At 66.3% G+C, this 14,454-nt stretch carries 10 protein-coding genes, 1 tRNA gene and 1 pseudogene; 2 read left to right on the plus strand and 10 right to left on the minus strand.

What is annotated here, in order from left to right; all coding sequences use genetic code 11:
• Positions 1-203: 203 nt before the first annotated feature.
• Positions 204-563 (minus strand): hypothetical protein, encoded by a 360-nt coding sequence (locus ACWEVR_RS31280; protein ID WP_452469845.1) that lies wholly within the window; start codon positions 561-563, stop codon positions 204-206.
• 513 nt (positions 564-1,076) lie between these two features.
• Here ACWEVR_RS31280 and ACWEVR_RS31285 point away from each other — a divergent pair.
• Entirely contained in the window at positions 1,077-1,529 is a 453-nt protein-coding gene (locus tag ACWEVR_RS31285; RefSeq protein WP_452469846.1) for a hypothetical protein, read from the plus strand.
• Positions 1,526-1,785, plus strand: a pseudogene (locus ACWEVR_RS31290) (helix-turn-helix domain-containing protein); the annotation flags it as partial. The gene ACWEVR_RS31285 and the pseudogene ACWEVR_RS31290, both read left to right, overlap by 4 nt.
• Before the next feature lie 327 nt (positions 1,786-2,112).
• Here the strand turns inward: ACWEVR_RS31290 and ACWEVR_RS31295 are convergent.
• The 9 genes from ACWEVR_RS31295 to dnaN form a co-directional block, all read right to left on the minus strand.
• Entirely contained in the window at positions 2,113-3,096 is a 984-nt protein-coding gene (locus ACWEVR_RS31295; protein WP_452469847.1) for a hypothetical protein, read from the minus strand.
• 74 nt (positions 3,097-3,170) lie between these two features.
• Positions 3,171-4,475, minus strand: coding sequence for a tyrosine-type recombinase/integrase (locus tag ACWEVR_RS31300; protein ID WP_452469848.1), 1,305 nt, complete (start codon positions 4,473-4,475; stop codon positions 3,171-3,173).
• Positions 4,476-4,595: 120 nt separating this feature from the next.
• Positions 4,596-4,669: transfer RNA gene (locus tag ACWEVR_RS31305), tRNA-Ile, on the minus strand.
• Between the two features lie 137 nt (positions 4,670-4,806).
• On the minus strand, positions 4,807-5,829 hold the full coding sequence (locus tag ACWEVR_RS31310; RefSeq protein ID WP_067495142.1) for a DUF3566 domain-containing protein: 1,023 nt from the start codon (positions 5,827-5,829) through the stop codon (positions 4,807-4,809).
• 39 nt (positions 5,830-5,868) lie between these two features.
• Positions 5,869-8,379, minus strand: a complete 2,511-nt coding sequence (gene gyrA / locus ACWEVR_RS31315) for a DNA gyrase subunit A (RefSeq protein ID WP_439266996.1) — start codon at positions 8,377-8,379, stop codon at positions 5,869-5,871.
• Between the two features lie 54 nt (positions 8,380-8,433).
• Entirely contained in the window at positions 8,434-10,467 is a 2,034-nt protein-coding gene (gene gyrB / locus ACWEVR_RS31320) for a DNA topoisomerase (ATP-hydrolyzing) subunit B (RefSeq protein WP_067644051.1), read from the minus strand.
• 375 nt (positions 10,468-10,842) lie between these two features.
• Positions 10,843-11,409 (minus strand): DUF721 family protein, encoded by a 567-nt coding sequence (locus tag ACWEVR_RS31325; RefSeq protein WP_452469849.1) that lies wholly within the window; start codon positions 11,407-11,409, stop codon positions 10,843-10,845.
• 102 nt (positions 11,410-11,511) lie between these two features.
• Positions 11,512-12,696, minus strand: coding sequence for a DNA replication/repair protein RecF (gene recF, locus ACWEVR_RS31330; protein WP_452469850.1), 1,185 nt, complete (start codon positions 12,694-12,696; stop codon positions 11,512-11,514).
• A 17-nt stretch (positions 12,697-12,713) separates the two neighbouring features.
• Complete coding sequence (gene dnaN / locus ACWEVR_RS31335; RefSeq protein WP_067978057.1) at positions 12,714-13,889, minus strand: DNA polymerase III subunit beta; 1,176 nt, start codon at positions 13,887-13,889, stop codon at positions 12,714-12,716.
• Positions 13,890-14,454 lie beyond the last annotated feature (565 nt).

Below are 14,454 nucleotides of genomic sequence, written 5' to 3' on the forward strand. Positions count from 1 at the left end.
GATATATCCGCTGACTTACATGTGGGTAATTTCGGTGGGCATCCTCGACTCGGCCGCAGCAGCATCAAATCGAACCGCGAGAAACGTCGCTCAGCGCGGCACAGGACTGCGCCTCAAAGCGCGACCGCGACTGCCCAGCGTTTGGGGTCGGTACCAATCGGCGCGACGTGTACCGGTCGCCGACATCGATCCCAACGCGAACCTCACTGCGCGGAGTCGATCGGGGTGACCTTGAATCCGGTGTCGCCGACGATTACGACGCAGGGCCTCGCTGCACGGTCGAGGTCGTACAGCGCTTCAGCGAGGTGAGTCGACATCAACGTCATCCACCAGTCCGACGCCGGTTTCGGAGCGGCACCACGCTCGGCTTCTTCGGCGATGCGGCGATAGTAGGCCCGCAACTCGCTGTCAGCGACGGCGAAGTCCACCGCAGGATCGAGGAGTTCGCCGCCACGGCGGACGATCCGCAAACGGCCGTCGTAACCGCTGGATATCTCCAGTCCCCAGTCGGCCCCAGCGGTGATGACCGATTCGGACAGCTGTTCGATGGTGGGGTCAGCCACGTCATCCGCCTCCTGGATACGCTGTCTGGTCTATTTCATCATCGAATCAGAATGCCCCGAACTCGAACGAGTTCGGGGCATTCGTCATTGGGTAATCGACCGCGCATTGGCTTTTCGTAGCTGTTTGGTTGGCCCCGTGATTCTACGGGACGGGCAGGGCGGAGGGGTCGTCGTCATGCCAGCGTTGACGGAGGATAGCCAGACCGCGGTCGACGTCTGCGAGGCGTTGCAGCACGGCGGGATCGGCGGGGTCGTGGCCGGCGTCGACAAGCGCGTCGTGCAATTCGGGCGTCATGCCTGGTTAGACGTGTGCGGACCGGTTTGGGCTCCCGGCATTTCGGACGACTTCCAACAGAGCTTTCCTCGACGTCCGACCGGTACGCGCCTTCGCCGGGCATTGGACGAGATCGCGCCACCCGCAAACCATCGACGGCAGCCTCGCATGGGACTACGTCAGCCGAAAACCTGATATCTAGCTGTCCGATTGGTCGAAACGAATCACCCGCCTATGGCGTGCTCGCGGGCGTCGCCAGCGAGCGGCTCCACAACGAACTGAGCGATCGACTCGAGTTCAGGTCGGTAGCCGTCGGTGGTGTCCACGGTCAGAGTCGGCATGTCGAGCTTAATCGGCACGAAATCGTCGAGGGACTGGGTGCCGGCGCTGATGTTGGCGAGCAGGGCGCTGTCGTTGTGGGCTTGTCGGTGGGTATGGCGTTCGCCGTCACCTCACGGTTGACCAAGAGCGCCACAGCAGTCGGCTATCTGGCTATGGCGACGTCTGCGGCCGATGGTCGACTACGCGAAGCAGCACTCACTTCCGCGGGCCGGTCCATGCTGGACCAGGCACATCGTTGGCAGGAGGGCATCTTCGCTCAGCTGACCACAGGCTGGAGCGACAAGAAGCGAGGGGATTTCCAGCGGACGATGACCGATCTGATGGACCGCTCCTACGCGATGGACGCATGAGCCACGCCAACGCGCCATTGAGCATCGAGGGACGCCGTCGCTGGTCGAGCGCTGCAAGACGCGCCCCATCGCGCACGTGGCCGCCGAGATGGGTATCTCCCGCGCCTGTGCGTCGAGGTGGGTCAACCGGTGGCGCCGTCACGGCGAGGCCGGGCTGTGTGACCACTCCTCGAGCACGCACCGAAGTCCGAGCGCGGCACCAGCCTGGGTCATCGAGTCCTGGCGACGCGAGCACAGATCTTCGAGAACCAGTATTAGGCGGCGTTCGCGCATGCGATCCGCGATCCGCCTTTTCGCCACGAGATCACCGTCCGCATCGACATCGCCGCCGCGCGGCCCGCGATCTGGACCGCCATAGCCGCCCCGCGAGGCGCGGAGGGGTAGGACGAGCGAATCCGGGACGGTCGCCTGGCCCCCCAGATCGCCTCCTATGCGGTCAATCACCGCCGAAGGACGGAGGGCCCCGCTGGCCGCTCGACGACGCGCGCAGCGGCGGTGTCGAGCGGCCAGCGCGGGATGTCGCGCTCACGTGGGATTTCTGATCTGTCGCCCGGTCTCGAGCGCCGCAGTGGTTGTTAGGTCTCTATTCCGTTGTGCCGTCGCGAACAGGTTCGCTGTGCTGTTCGGCGTTCGTTCCGAGTACGGCGAGGTGGCGGTTCAGCACTTCGGTCAGTTGGTCTCGGTGTTCGCGGGCAGCCCGGTCAGCCTTGGCGTGCGCTGCGGTCAGTGCTTTGGCGTGCTCGATGTCCCGCCGTTCGATCTGTGCGCGATGGTCGGTGCGATCGCGGTCGAGGTCTGCGCGCAGGTGGCGGTTCTCCGTGGCGATCGCTTGGTGCTGTTCGCGTGCGGTGTCGCGTTCGGCTTCGGCTCGTGTTTGTTGTGCACGGGCGGTGTCGACGTGGCCGCGCATCTCCGTGAGTACCGTCTCGGCTTCTTCGTAGATCCGGTCGCGGTCAGCTTCGGCTTCGGCGATGCGCTCATTTGCTTTCTGCTCCACCTCACCGAGCCGTGCTTGCGCTGCTTCGGCCTGTGCGCGGGATTCCTCCGCCGCGTCGATGGCCAGGGCTTCGAGTTCGACGGCGCGGTCCTGGCGTAGCTTCATCGCCGCGCACGCCCTCTCGGCGTCGTCACGAGCCTGTTCGGCGGCAGCTATTCGCACTTCGGCTTCGCGGCGAACTTCGTTCACCTCGCGTTCGATGGCGGCGGGATCTGTGAGATCGGCGAGAACATCGGCGGCGTCGTCAGCAACGGCAGCCAACTCGGTGCGTAGTTGCTCGTACCGGTCCACCAGCGCCGCCAGCGTTGCGATGCCGTCGGTGACCGGTTTCGGCGCGGTCGGCGGCGATGTCGGCCGAGCCGCGCGGTCGGCGGCTTTGAGTCGGAGTCGTAGAGCTTTCCGCGCGGTGTGATCGGCGTTGTCGCAGTAGCTGCGCGGCGCGCCGCGTTGTCCCTTGGGTCGGGCGGGGACCGCAGCGGTGCAGCCGGGGAACTGGCAGCGACCGGCTCCGGTATCGGTGTGGTGGGGGACGGCTTGGAGCATCGCGGATTCCGTTCCAATCCATTCCATTGCATTCCGTACCTTCGAGCGGAATGCAATGGATTGGATCTCGATCGGGCAGATGGTGATCGGCGGGGCGCTGGTCAGGCGTCGAGGGCGAGCATGTTCGCGCGAACCCGGGGCAGCCGGTGGGCGATGACCTGCGCGGCGGATTCGCTGGCGCGGCGGTCGTTGTGGCCGTAGACGCGGTCGGTCACGGTGACCGATTCGTGTCCGGCATCGCGGCTGACCACGAAGATGGGCACCCCGTCCTGCAGCTTCCAGCTGATGGCGGTGTGGCGCAGCGTGTACGGGGTCAGGTGCTTGATGCGCAGCGTTTTCAGCGCGGTGCCGAATTGGGCGATCAACGCCTCGGGGTCCGAACCCCGCCATTGCGCTTTGCGGGTGAACGGACTCAGGTGTCCGCGGGCGAGAATGTCCTCGCCGCGGTCGAACGCGGCGGCGGCGCGAGCAAGAGCGTCCAGGCGACGCATGGCCGGTTGCCATGCCTTCTCGTGGAAGTACGACGCCCTGATCGGACCCATGTCCTTGGTGTGGAAGAGATATTCGTCACCGTCGCGGGCCAGGTCCAACCGAGCCAGGGTCTCCACGGGGATGTTGACGGTGCGGGTGCTGCGCTCGGTCTTCGGTTTACCCAGGGTCAGCCGGGAGCCAGCGTCCTTCCACGCTTTGGTGATGCGTACCGCGCCTGTGACGGGGTGCACGTCGCGTACGAGCAGTGCGCCGACCTCCGACGGTCGCGCCATCGAGACGAGTCCGAACTCGGCCTGTGGACGCCAGCGCGCGATGATCAGTTCCTCGAACAGCTCCCACTCGTGGCTGTCGAAGATGTCCTTTTCGCCGCCGTGGTCGGTCGGCAGTCGGACACCGGCACACGGATTGAACGGCAGTAGAGGACCGGGACGCTGTTCGACAGCCGCTCGCAGGCCGCTGGACAGGAATCCGTGCTTATTCTTGATCGTCTTGGGCGCGTTGCCTTTGTCCTGCTCCAGGAACACGATCCAGGCGGCGTCGGTGTCCTGGGTCACGACGTCGATCGCGGCGTCCTCGCCGTAGAACGCGATGATGTCGTTGCGGACGTAGCGCAGGTAGCTGCGGTGTACCGGCGGGGAGATGCTGCGGATCTTCAGCAGCCGGTCGGCGTGGTCGGTGAGCCAGTCGGCCAGGCGCACGGGGCTTGTGCCGCTGCCACGCTTGGCGTCGAGGATCGTCAGGGCGTGATCCAGGCCGTAGCGGGCCTCGTACTCACACCACCGTTCCGCTTCGGCGTAGTCCTCACCGAAACTCTCGGCGGTGCTGCGACGCACGCCATCGGTGTCGTAGTAGTGGTAGGGCACCTGCCAGTTGACCGTGCCGTCTTTGCGCGGACGTGGGCGGGGAGTGAGCATCAGAGATCTCCAGTCGTCGATGTGTCGACGCGAGACGTCTGAAAAGCGGCTCCGGCCACAAAAGGTGACCGGCAGCGAGATCCAGTGTACAGAAAGTACGTCTGATCAGGGAAAAGAAAGTGGGCCTAGGAGGACTTGAACCTCCGACCTCTTCGTTATCAGCGAAGCGCTCTAACCGCCTGAGCTATAGGCCCGAACTCGATTCCGATCCCCTGCCGGAGCAGTGAACCGCAACGAGACACGAGGTTACCTTACCCTCCCGCCGATAACCAAAACGGCCGGTCAGAGCCAGTTTCCTGGTCCGACCGGCCGTGCCGGAAAACGCGTGTTCCTAGTCCGGATCGGCCAGGGTCACCTGGATGCCACCGACCAGATCGCAGCACTGGTTGTAGATGAACACACCGACCGTCGCCAGCGCGGTGAACAGCACCACGTTGATGAGCCCGATGACGCCCGCGTACCCGAAGATCGTGCCCGCGTCGATCAGGCCGCCCGAGCTGCCCTCCTGGTTGAACATCTCGCCCAGCGAGTTGTCCAGGTTGTCCCACACACCCATGCCCGCGAGCACGATGTAGAGCAGGCCGACGGCGACCATCCACACGAAGAACAGCGCGACACTGATGACCAGTGTGATCTTCAGCGTCGACCACGGATCGATGCGGCGGATCTGCACCGTCGCGCGCAGCGGTTCACCCGACGCGGCGGCCGCGATGGCCACCGGAACGGCGGGCGACACCGGGCCCGAGGCGGCCGCGGCTCGCGCCGACGGTCCGCTCTGCGGCTGCTGTGGCGCCATCGGCAGCCCGGTGTTGGCCATCGGCAGGTCCGACCCCGGATGACGCACATCCGATAGATCGGGCATGTCCTTGACCAGCTCGGGACGCGCGATGCTTCGGGTCGGCCCGTCGATACCGACGGACTTCACCATCGCGGCTTCCTTGCGCGCCGCCTTGGCCGCCAGGTCGGCGGTGGTGCGCGCGTTGGACGGACCGCTGCCCTTGAGGCCACCGCCACCCTGACCACCCGAGGACGGGCGGCCCTGGCTCGGCGCCTCACCCGGGCGGTACAGGTTGGACTGCGGTTCCCGCTGCGGCAACTGTGCCCAGCCGTCCTGGTAGGGCGATTTACCCTTGCCGTTACCCGAGCCGTTGGCAGGCCCGTTCGGCTCGGTACCCATCCGCACGGTGGCCTGGTCGAACGATTCGTCCCCGGCGCCACCGGATTCCGGTGCCTTGGCGCCCTCGGCCGCACCCTGACGTGGGATCGGCCGCGGCTGGATCGGAGACGAGGCGACCCGCTCGGTGACGCCGTTGGTCTGGTTCCGATCGTCGTTCGACTGATTCGGTGTGGTCAATGGAATCCTCAGATCCGTTCGTTGCCGCCGCTGGTTGGGTTATTGCTCCGAGGCCGCGTCGCCGATGAGCTGATCGGGATCGGGCTCGTCGGCGTTGCGCGCGATCGCTAGCAAGGTATCGCCATCCGCGAGGTTCATCAATCGCACGCCCTTGGTCTGGCGTCCGGCTTTGCGGACCTGCTTGGCCGCGGTGCGGATGACGCCACCACTGGAAGTGATCGCGTACAACTCGTCCTCGTCGTCGACGATGAGCGCACCCACCAGGCTGCCACGCTTCGGATCGTATTGGATTGTCAATACGCCTTTTCCGCCGCGACCCTGCGCGGTGTACTCCTCGATCGCCGTACGTTTGGCATACCCACCGGCGGTCGCGACCAACAAATAGGTGTCCGGACGGACCACATTGAGCGAGAGCAATTCGTCGTCGGTGTTGAACCGCATGCCCTGTACGCCGCTGGTGGCACGGCCCATCGGACGCAGCGCCTCGTCGGTCGCCGCGAAGCGGATCGACTGGCCGTGCGCAGAGACGAGCAGCAGGTCGTCGTCGGCCGAGCACAGCACCGCACCGACCAGTTCGTCGTCGTCGCGCAGGTTCACCGCGACGATGCCGCCGGACCGGTTGGAGTCGAAATCGGTGAGCTTGGACTTCTTCACCAGGCCCGCGCGGGTCGCCAGCACCAGGTACGGGGCGTCCTCGTAGGTCTTGAGCTGGATGATCTGGGCGATCTTCTCGTCCGGCTGGAACGCCAGCAGGTTGGCCACGTGCTGACCACGGGCGGTGCGGTTGGCCTCGGGCAGCTCGTAGGCCTTGGCCCGGTACACCCGGCCCTTGTTCGTGAAGAACAGCAGCCAGTCGTGGGTGGAGGAGATGAAGAAGTGCTTGACGATGTCGTCCTGCTTGAGGCCGGCACCCATCACGCCCTTGCCGCCGCGCTTCTGCGAGCGGTACAGGTCGGTCTTGGTCCGCTTGGCGTAACCGGTCTCGGTGATCGTGACGACCACGTCCTCGCGGGCGATCAGGTCCTCGTCGGCCACGTCGCCGTCGGCGGCGATGATCCTGGTCCGGCGGTCGTCGCCGTACTTCTCGACGATCTCGGCCAGCTCGTCACGCACGATCGCGCGCTGGCGTTCCGGCTTCTCGAGAATGTCCTTGTAGTCGGCGATCTCGAGCTCGATCTTGGCCAGATCGTCGATGATCTTCTGACGCTCCAGCGCCGAGAGGCGACGCAGCTGCATGTCGAGGATCGCGGTCGACTGGATCTCGTCGATGTCGAGCAGCTGCATCAGGCCGGTGCGCGCGGTGTCGGTGTTGGCCGACCCACGGATCAGCGCGATGACCTCGTCGAGCAGGTCGAGCGCCTTGACCAGGCCGCGCAGGATGTGGGCCCGCTCCTCGGCCTTGCGCAGCAGGTAACGGGTGCGCCGGACGATGACCTCGAGCTGGTGGTTCACGTAGTGCCGGATCATCTGATCCAGGCGGAGCGTGCGCGGCACACCGTCGACGATCGAGAGCATGTTCGCGCCGAAGCTGGTCTGCAGCTGGGTGTGCTTGTACAGGTTGTTCAGCACGACCTTGGCGACCGCGTCGCGCTTGACCGTCACCACGATGCGCATGCCGACACGGTCGGAGGACTCGTCGTGGATATCGGAGATACCCGCGATCTTGCCGTCCTTGACCTGCTCGGCGATCGAGTTGACGAAGTTGTCGGTGTTCACCTGGTACGGAAGCTCGGTGATGACGATCGTGGTGCGGCCACGCGCGTCTTCCTCGATCTCCACCACACCGCGCATGCGGATGGAACCGCGACCGGTGGTGTAGGCGTCGTGGATGCCCTGGCTGCCGACGATCAGGCCGTGCGTCGGGAAGTCGGGGCCCTTGACGCGTTCCATGCACGCGGCGAGGGTGGATTCCTCGTCGGCGTCGTAGTTCTCCAGCGACCAGTAGATGGCCTCGGCCAGCTCGTTCAGGTTGTGCGGCGGGATGTTGGTCGCCATACCGACGGCGATGCCGTTGCTGCCGTTCATCAACAGCGCGGGCACGCGCGCGGGCAGCACGGTCGGCTCCATCGAGCGACCGTCGTAGTTCGGCACGAAATCGACGGTCTCGCTGTCGATATCGCGCAGCATCTCCATCGCCAGCGGCGTGAGACGGCACTCGGTGTAACGCATGGCGGCCGCGCCGTCGTTGCCGCGGGAACCGAAGTTGCCCTGGCCGTCGACCAGCGGGTACCGCAGCGACCACGGCTGGGCCATGCGCACGAGGGTGTCGTAGATCGACGAGTCGCCGTGCGGGTGGTAGTTACCCATGGTCTCGGCGACCGGACGCGCCGACTTCACGTAACCGCGATCGGGGCGGTAGCCGTTGTCGTACATGGCGTAGAGCACGCGCCGGTGCACCGGCTTGAGGCCGTCGCGCACATCGGGCAGCGCGCGGCCCACGATCACGCTCATCGCGTAATCGATGTAGCTGCTCTGCATTTCGTTCTGGATGTCGACCGGTTCGATCCGGTCGCCCGCACCGCCGGACGGTGGCAGCGTGGTCTCAGTCATCGAATCTCCTTAGAGGGCTGATGTGTTCGCGGGCGCGCGATGGCGCAGCACCGCTCACACATCGAGGAAGCGAACGTCCTTGGCGTTACGGGTGATGAAGCTGCGACGTGCTTCCACGTCCTCGCCCATCAGCACGGAGAACAACTCGTCGGCCGCGGCGGCGTCGTCGAGCGTCACCTGACGAAGCACCCGCACCGACGGATCCATGGTGGTTTCCCACAGCTCCTTGGCGTTCATCTCACCCAGACCCTTGTAGCGCTGGATGCCGTCGTCCTTGTTGATCTTCTTGCCCGCGGCCAGACCGGCCTCGACCAGCGCGTCGCGCTCGCGGTCGGAGTAGGCGAACTCGGGGTCCGCGCGCATCCACTTGAGCTTGTACAGCGGCGGCTGGGCCAGGAACACGTGGCCCTGCTCCACCAGCGGACGCATGAAGCGGAACAGCAGCGTGAGCAGCAGCGTGGCGATGTGCTGACCGTCGACGTCGGCGTCGGCCATCAGGATGATCTTGTTGTAGCGCAGCTTCGCGATATCGAACTCGTCGTGGATACCGGTGCCGAACGCGGTGATGATCGACTGGACCTCGTTGTTCTTGAGGACGCGGTCGATGCGGGCCTTCTCGACATTGATGATCTTGCCGCGCAGCGGAAGAATTGCCTGGTACATCGAGTCGCGGCCCGACTTGGCCGAGCCACCGGCGGAGTCACCCTCGACGATGTAGATCTCGCACTTGCCCGGATCCTTGGAGCGGCAGTCGGCCAGCTTGCCGGGCAGCCCGCCCAGGTCGGTCGCCGACTTGCGGCGTACCAGCTCACGCGCCTTACGGGCGGCCATCCGGGCCTGCGCCGAGGACACGGCCTTCTGCACGATGGTCTTCGCGTCGGCCGGGTTGGCCTCGAACCAATGCGTGAGGTGCTCGTTGCAGGCGCGCTGCACGAACGACTTCACCTCGGTGTTGCCGAGCTTGGTCTTGGTCTGGCCCTCGAACTGCGGCTCGCCGACCTTCACGCTCACGATGGCGGCCAGGCCCTCGCGGATGTCGTCGCCGGTGAGGTTGCCGTCCTTCTCCTTGAGGAGCTTCTTCTCCTTGGCGTACTTGTTGACCACCGTGGTGAGCGCCGCGCGGAAACCCTCTTCGTGGGTACCGCCCTCATGGGTGTTGATCGTGTTGGCGAAGGTGTGGACCGACTCGGAGTAACCCGAGTTCCACTGCATCGCGACCTCGAGCTCGTGCCCGGTGCCCTTGCCGGTGAAGCCGACGACCGAGTTGTGGATGGCCGACTTGGTGCGGTTGATGTGGCGGACGAAATCCACCAGACCGCCCGGGTAGTGGTAGGTGCGGGTCTTCACCTTGTGCTCGACCGCCTGGGCGGCGACCTCGTCGGCGTGCTTGGGCGCCTCGGCCGTCTCGCTGACCACCTCGTCGGTGACCTCGGAATCGCTCACCCGCTCGTCGGTCAGGGTGATGGTCAAGCCCTTGTTGAGGAACGCCATCTCCTGCAGGCGGCGCGCGACCGTCTCGAAGTTGTAGGTGGTGGTCTCGAAGATCTCCGGATCGGCCCAGAACCGGATGGTGGTGCCGGTGCGATCGGTCGGCTCGCCCTTGACCAGCTTGCCGGGCTTGGAATCCTTGTAGACCTGGGTCCAGTGGTAGCCGTCGTTGTCGATCTCGGCTTCCAGCTTGCTCGACAGGGCGTTCACCACGGAGATACCGACACCGTGCAGACCGCCGGACACGGCGTAGGCGTCGGAGTCGAACTTGCCGCCGGCGTGCAGCTGGGTCATGACGACCTCGACGGTCGGAATGCCCTGCGCGTGCATGGCGGTGGGGATACCTCGGCCGTCGTCGACGACCTCGACACCACCGTCGGCCAGCAGCGTCACGTCCACCCTGGTCGCGTGGCCCGCCATCGCCTCGTCGACCGAGTTGTCCACAACCTCCCAGATCAGGTGGTGCAGACCGCGTTCACCGGTGGAACCGATGTACATGCCAGGGCGCTTGCGCACCGCCTCGAGGCCTTCGAGGACCGTGATGGACGAGGCACCGTAGCCCGAATTGTTGCCCGATGCGTTGGAGTCGTTGGCAGCCACTTGTCGGTAGCTCTCCTTACTTGCTGATCCCTGGCGCGGACAGCTCGCAAGCGGCTGCACAACACGCGCGTCGAGGGTTCGCCGCTGGTTACGTCACCATCCTACTGGTAAGCCCAACTTACAGTGCACCTACGACACCCCTGGCTTCGCCGTGAATGCGAGAACTCGAAGGAGCGCGAGTGGCTTCCGCCTCGGCGGGAGTTTTGCCGGTCTTAGGGGCCGCTGGCTTCATCTTCGGTCGGGCCGCGAGCTCGGGTGTGTTCCCGGCGTGTGCACACCGTGTCCCGAAGTTATCCACAGGTTTTGTCCACAGGCCGCGAATCTGGGGATCGAAGCGGCGGTGCCGCAACGGAACTCGCACCGGTGACCGCCCGGCTACCCGTAGGTGTCGCGCGGGCCGCGGCCCTTGATGTGGCGTTCGCCCTTGCGCCAGCTCGGCGCCGCCGGACCGGTGATCCGCAGGGAGGTGACCACGCCGTGGCCGACCGCCGCGTTGATCTTGGCGAGGATCTGGCTCTGCAGCATCCGCAGCTGGGTGGCCCAGGCCGTGGACTCGGCGGCGATCTTGAGCACGCCGTTCTCGAGGGTCACGGGGGTGGCGTGTGCGGCGATGTCCTCACCGACCACGCTCGGCCAGCGGCCGAAGACCATTCCCTCGGCAACCTTGCCTGACCAGCCACGATTCTTCGCGATCGAGCCCGCGAGCGCGGACAACAGCTGGGGATCGCGGGCGTCGGGGCCCGCACCGGACCAGCCGCTGCGGCGACGTCCGCCCGCGCGCAGCTTGCGCACCGGCGAGGCCCGGCCCTGCCCGACCGACTTACCGCTGGCCTTGGCCGCGGCCCGTGCTTCCTCGAGGGCGCGGCGGGCCAGATCGATCCCGCGCAGTTCCGCTTCCGGCTCGTCCTGCACGCGGTCCCACCTTCCGGTCTCGAGGCTCATCGGTCGGTTCGGGAGTCTACGCCGGGTGCCCGACAGCACCGTCGCGCACCGATGCGGCATATGTCCAGCATGTCCACGGTTTTCCACAGGGCCTGTTGATAACTATGGTCGGCTGTGCATATCTTCGGCCACGATCCGCGAGGTGCGCCGGTCCGCGTCGCCCTCGGTCTGCACCCGCAGCGGCGCGGCGGCCAGTTCGGCGGGCACGTCCTCGGCGACCGCGGCGGTGATGAGTACCTGTTCGGCACCGGCCGCCACCTCCGCGAGCGCGGTCCGGCGGCGCCGGTCCAGTTCGGCGAACACATCATCGAGCAGCAGCACCGGTTCGGCGCCGGTGTTGCGCAACAGCTCGAACGAGGCCAGCCGCAGCGCCAGCGCGAACGACCACGACTCGCCGTGACTGGCGAACCCCTTCGCAGGCGCGCTGCCGAGCAGCAGCTCGAGATCGTCACGATGTGGGCCGACCAGGCAGACACCGCGGTCGAGTTCGCGCCCGCGCGCGGCGGCCAGTTCGCGCAGCACGATCTCGCGCACCTGGTCCACGTCGTCGGGTTCGGGTGCCCGCGCGGGATCGAGCAGGTCGGGCGGAAGGTACCCGGAGCGGTAAGCGATTGCGGCAGGGCGTGATTCGGGCGCGATCGACCGATATGCCTCTGCGAGATAGGGATACAGGTCGTGCACCAGGCGCAGCCGCTGGGTGAGCAACACCGAGGCGTGCTCGGCGAGGTGCCCGTCCCACACGTCGAGGGTGCTCAGGTCCGAACGCGAACGCACCTGGCGCCCAGCGGTTTTCAACAGCGCCGACCGCTGGCGCAACACCTTGTCGTAGTCGGCGCGCACACCGGCCAGCCTGGGCAGGCGGGCTGTGCACAACTCGTCGAGGAACCGGCGCCGCTCCCCCGGGTCGCCACGGACCAGCGCCAGATCTTCCGGCGCGAACAACACGGTCTGCAGGATGCCGAGGATCTCGCGCGACCGGCGCACCGGCGAACGGTTGATCTGCGCGCGGTTGGCGGCACCCTGCTTGAGTTCCACATCCACCCGCAGCTCGCGGCCCGCGTTCACCACGGTCGCCCCGATGGCAGCCTGGGTGGCGCCCATCCGGATCAGCGGCGCGTCGGCGGACACCCGGTGCGAGCCGAGCGTCGCCAGATAGCCGACCGCCTCGAGCAGATTGGTCTTCCCGTTGCCGTTCGCCCCCAGCAGGACGGTGCGCCCTGGGGACAACTCCAGCTCGGCGTGTTCCCACGAGCGGAAATCACGAACCGACAGCGCACGGATGAACATGTGCGGCGCGGCCCCCCTCAGCCGGGCAGCCGGACCGGCATCAACAGGTAGATGTACTGGCTCTCCAGCGCCGCGAACGCACCGGACTCGAGCACCTTGGGCTCCTCGTCGGAGGCGGGCAGCAGCACGGCGGGACGGCTCGGCGTGGTGAAGCCGAAGGTGACCCGATCGGCGTGCAGCGCCGACAGACCCTCGGTGAGGTATCCGGGGTTGAACGCGATGGTCAGCGGCTCACCACGGAAATCGGCCTCGAGCCATTCCTCGGCGCGGCCCGCGTCGTCCCCACCGGCCGACAGCAGCACACCGTCTGTGGAGAACTCGAGGCGCACCTGTGCGCCGCGCTCGGCAACCAGCGCCACACGCTTGATCGCCTCCGACAGCGCCGACACCGGCAGCGTGGCGATGGAGGTGTGCTCCTTGGGGAGCAACTGGCGGAACTTGGGGAATTCCGCGTCGAGCAGCCGGGTGGTGGTCCGCCTGCCCGCGTTGACGATGCCGAGCAGGCCGTCGGCACCGCTGCCGTTGCCGAGTGAGAGCTGCACGGGCGCGGAGGCGGCACCGAGCGTCTTGGCGGCCTCGGACAGCGTGCGCGCGGGAATGAGCACCGCGGTCTCGATGTCGGGGCGCGTGGGCTGCCACTGCAGGTGGCGCACAGCGAGGCGGAAGCGGTCGGTGGCGGCGAGCACCACGTCGTTGCCCTCGATCTCCACGCGGATACCGGTGAGCATGGGCAGCGTGTCGTCACGGCCGGCGGCGACGGCGACCTGACCGACGGCCTCGGCGAACACGTCGACGGTGAGTTCACCGGTCTGCTGGGGCACCTCGGGCAGCTGGGGATAGTCCTCGACCGGCATGGTCGGCAGGGAGAACTTGGCGCTGCCACAGGCGATGAGGACACGGGTGCCGTCGACGGACACGTCGACCGGCTTGTTCGACAGTGCCTTGGTGATGTCGGCCAGCAGACGACCCGAGACCAGGACCTGACCCGGACCGGCGACCTCGGCCGCGACACGCATCTGCGCGGAGACCTCGTAGTCGAATCCGGAGACCGTCAGGCCGTTCTCGTCGGCCACCAGCAGGACGCCACCGAGAACCGGCACAGGAGGCCGGGACGGGAGGCTGCGGGCCACCCAGGCCACCGACTCGGCGAAATCCTCTCGGGCGACCCGAAACTTCATGCTCGCAAGCTCCATCGCCCGATTTGTCCTCTCCGAGTTTCGAATCCGTATGCGGGTGTGTTCAGCGGAGTTGAGGTGCTGCGTCGGCCGCGCACTGAGTCTCGCACAACCTGCCGACAACCAAACGGTACCCGGACAACGCGCGATCTCCGCATCGACCCTCTAGGAGTTCCGCGCGTCCTGAACCATCCCCTCCTGTCCTTGCCTGCCTGTGAGTGAACCACCGACCGAGCCGAGCCTTCCCGACCGAGTTTCCACACACCCTGTTTTAAAGAGATCTCTCTATGAATGAGAACTGAAGTAGTAGTAGGCACTGTGGAATCTGTGGACTTCCGTCGTTTTCCCAGCTCAGAGGGCTTGGTGGCATGGGGATGGCCGTGGAGTGACTCGAGGATGAATCGGCGGTGTCTGTGGACACCCGAAGTTGTCCCAGATCCATCCTCGAGTAGTCCTCGAGTTGTTCCACCGATTTCACCCACTTGTTCACACCCTGACCAAGGGTGGTGACGAACCGGTGGATTCCTCGAGGAGTCCACAAGAAGTCCTCGAGGAATCCACAGGCCGGATCCGGCGCCGCCGC

It is taken from the genome of Nocardia sp. NPDC003979 (assembly GCF_053605015.1).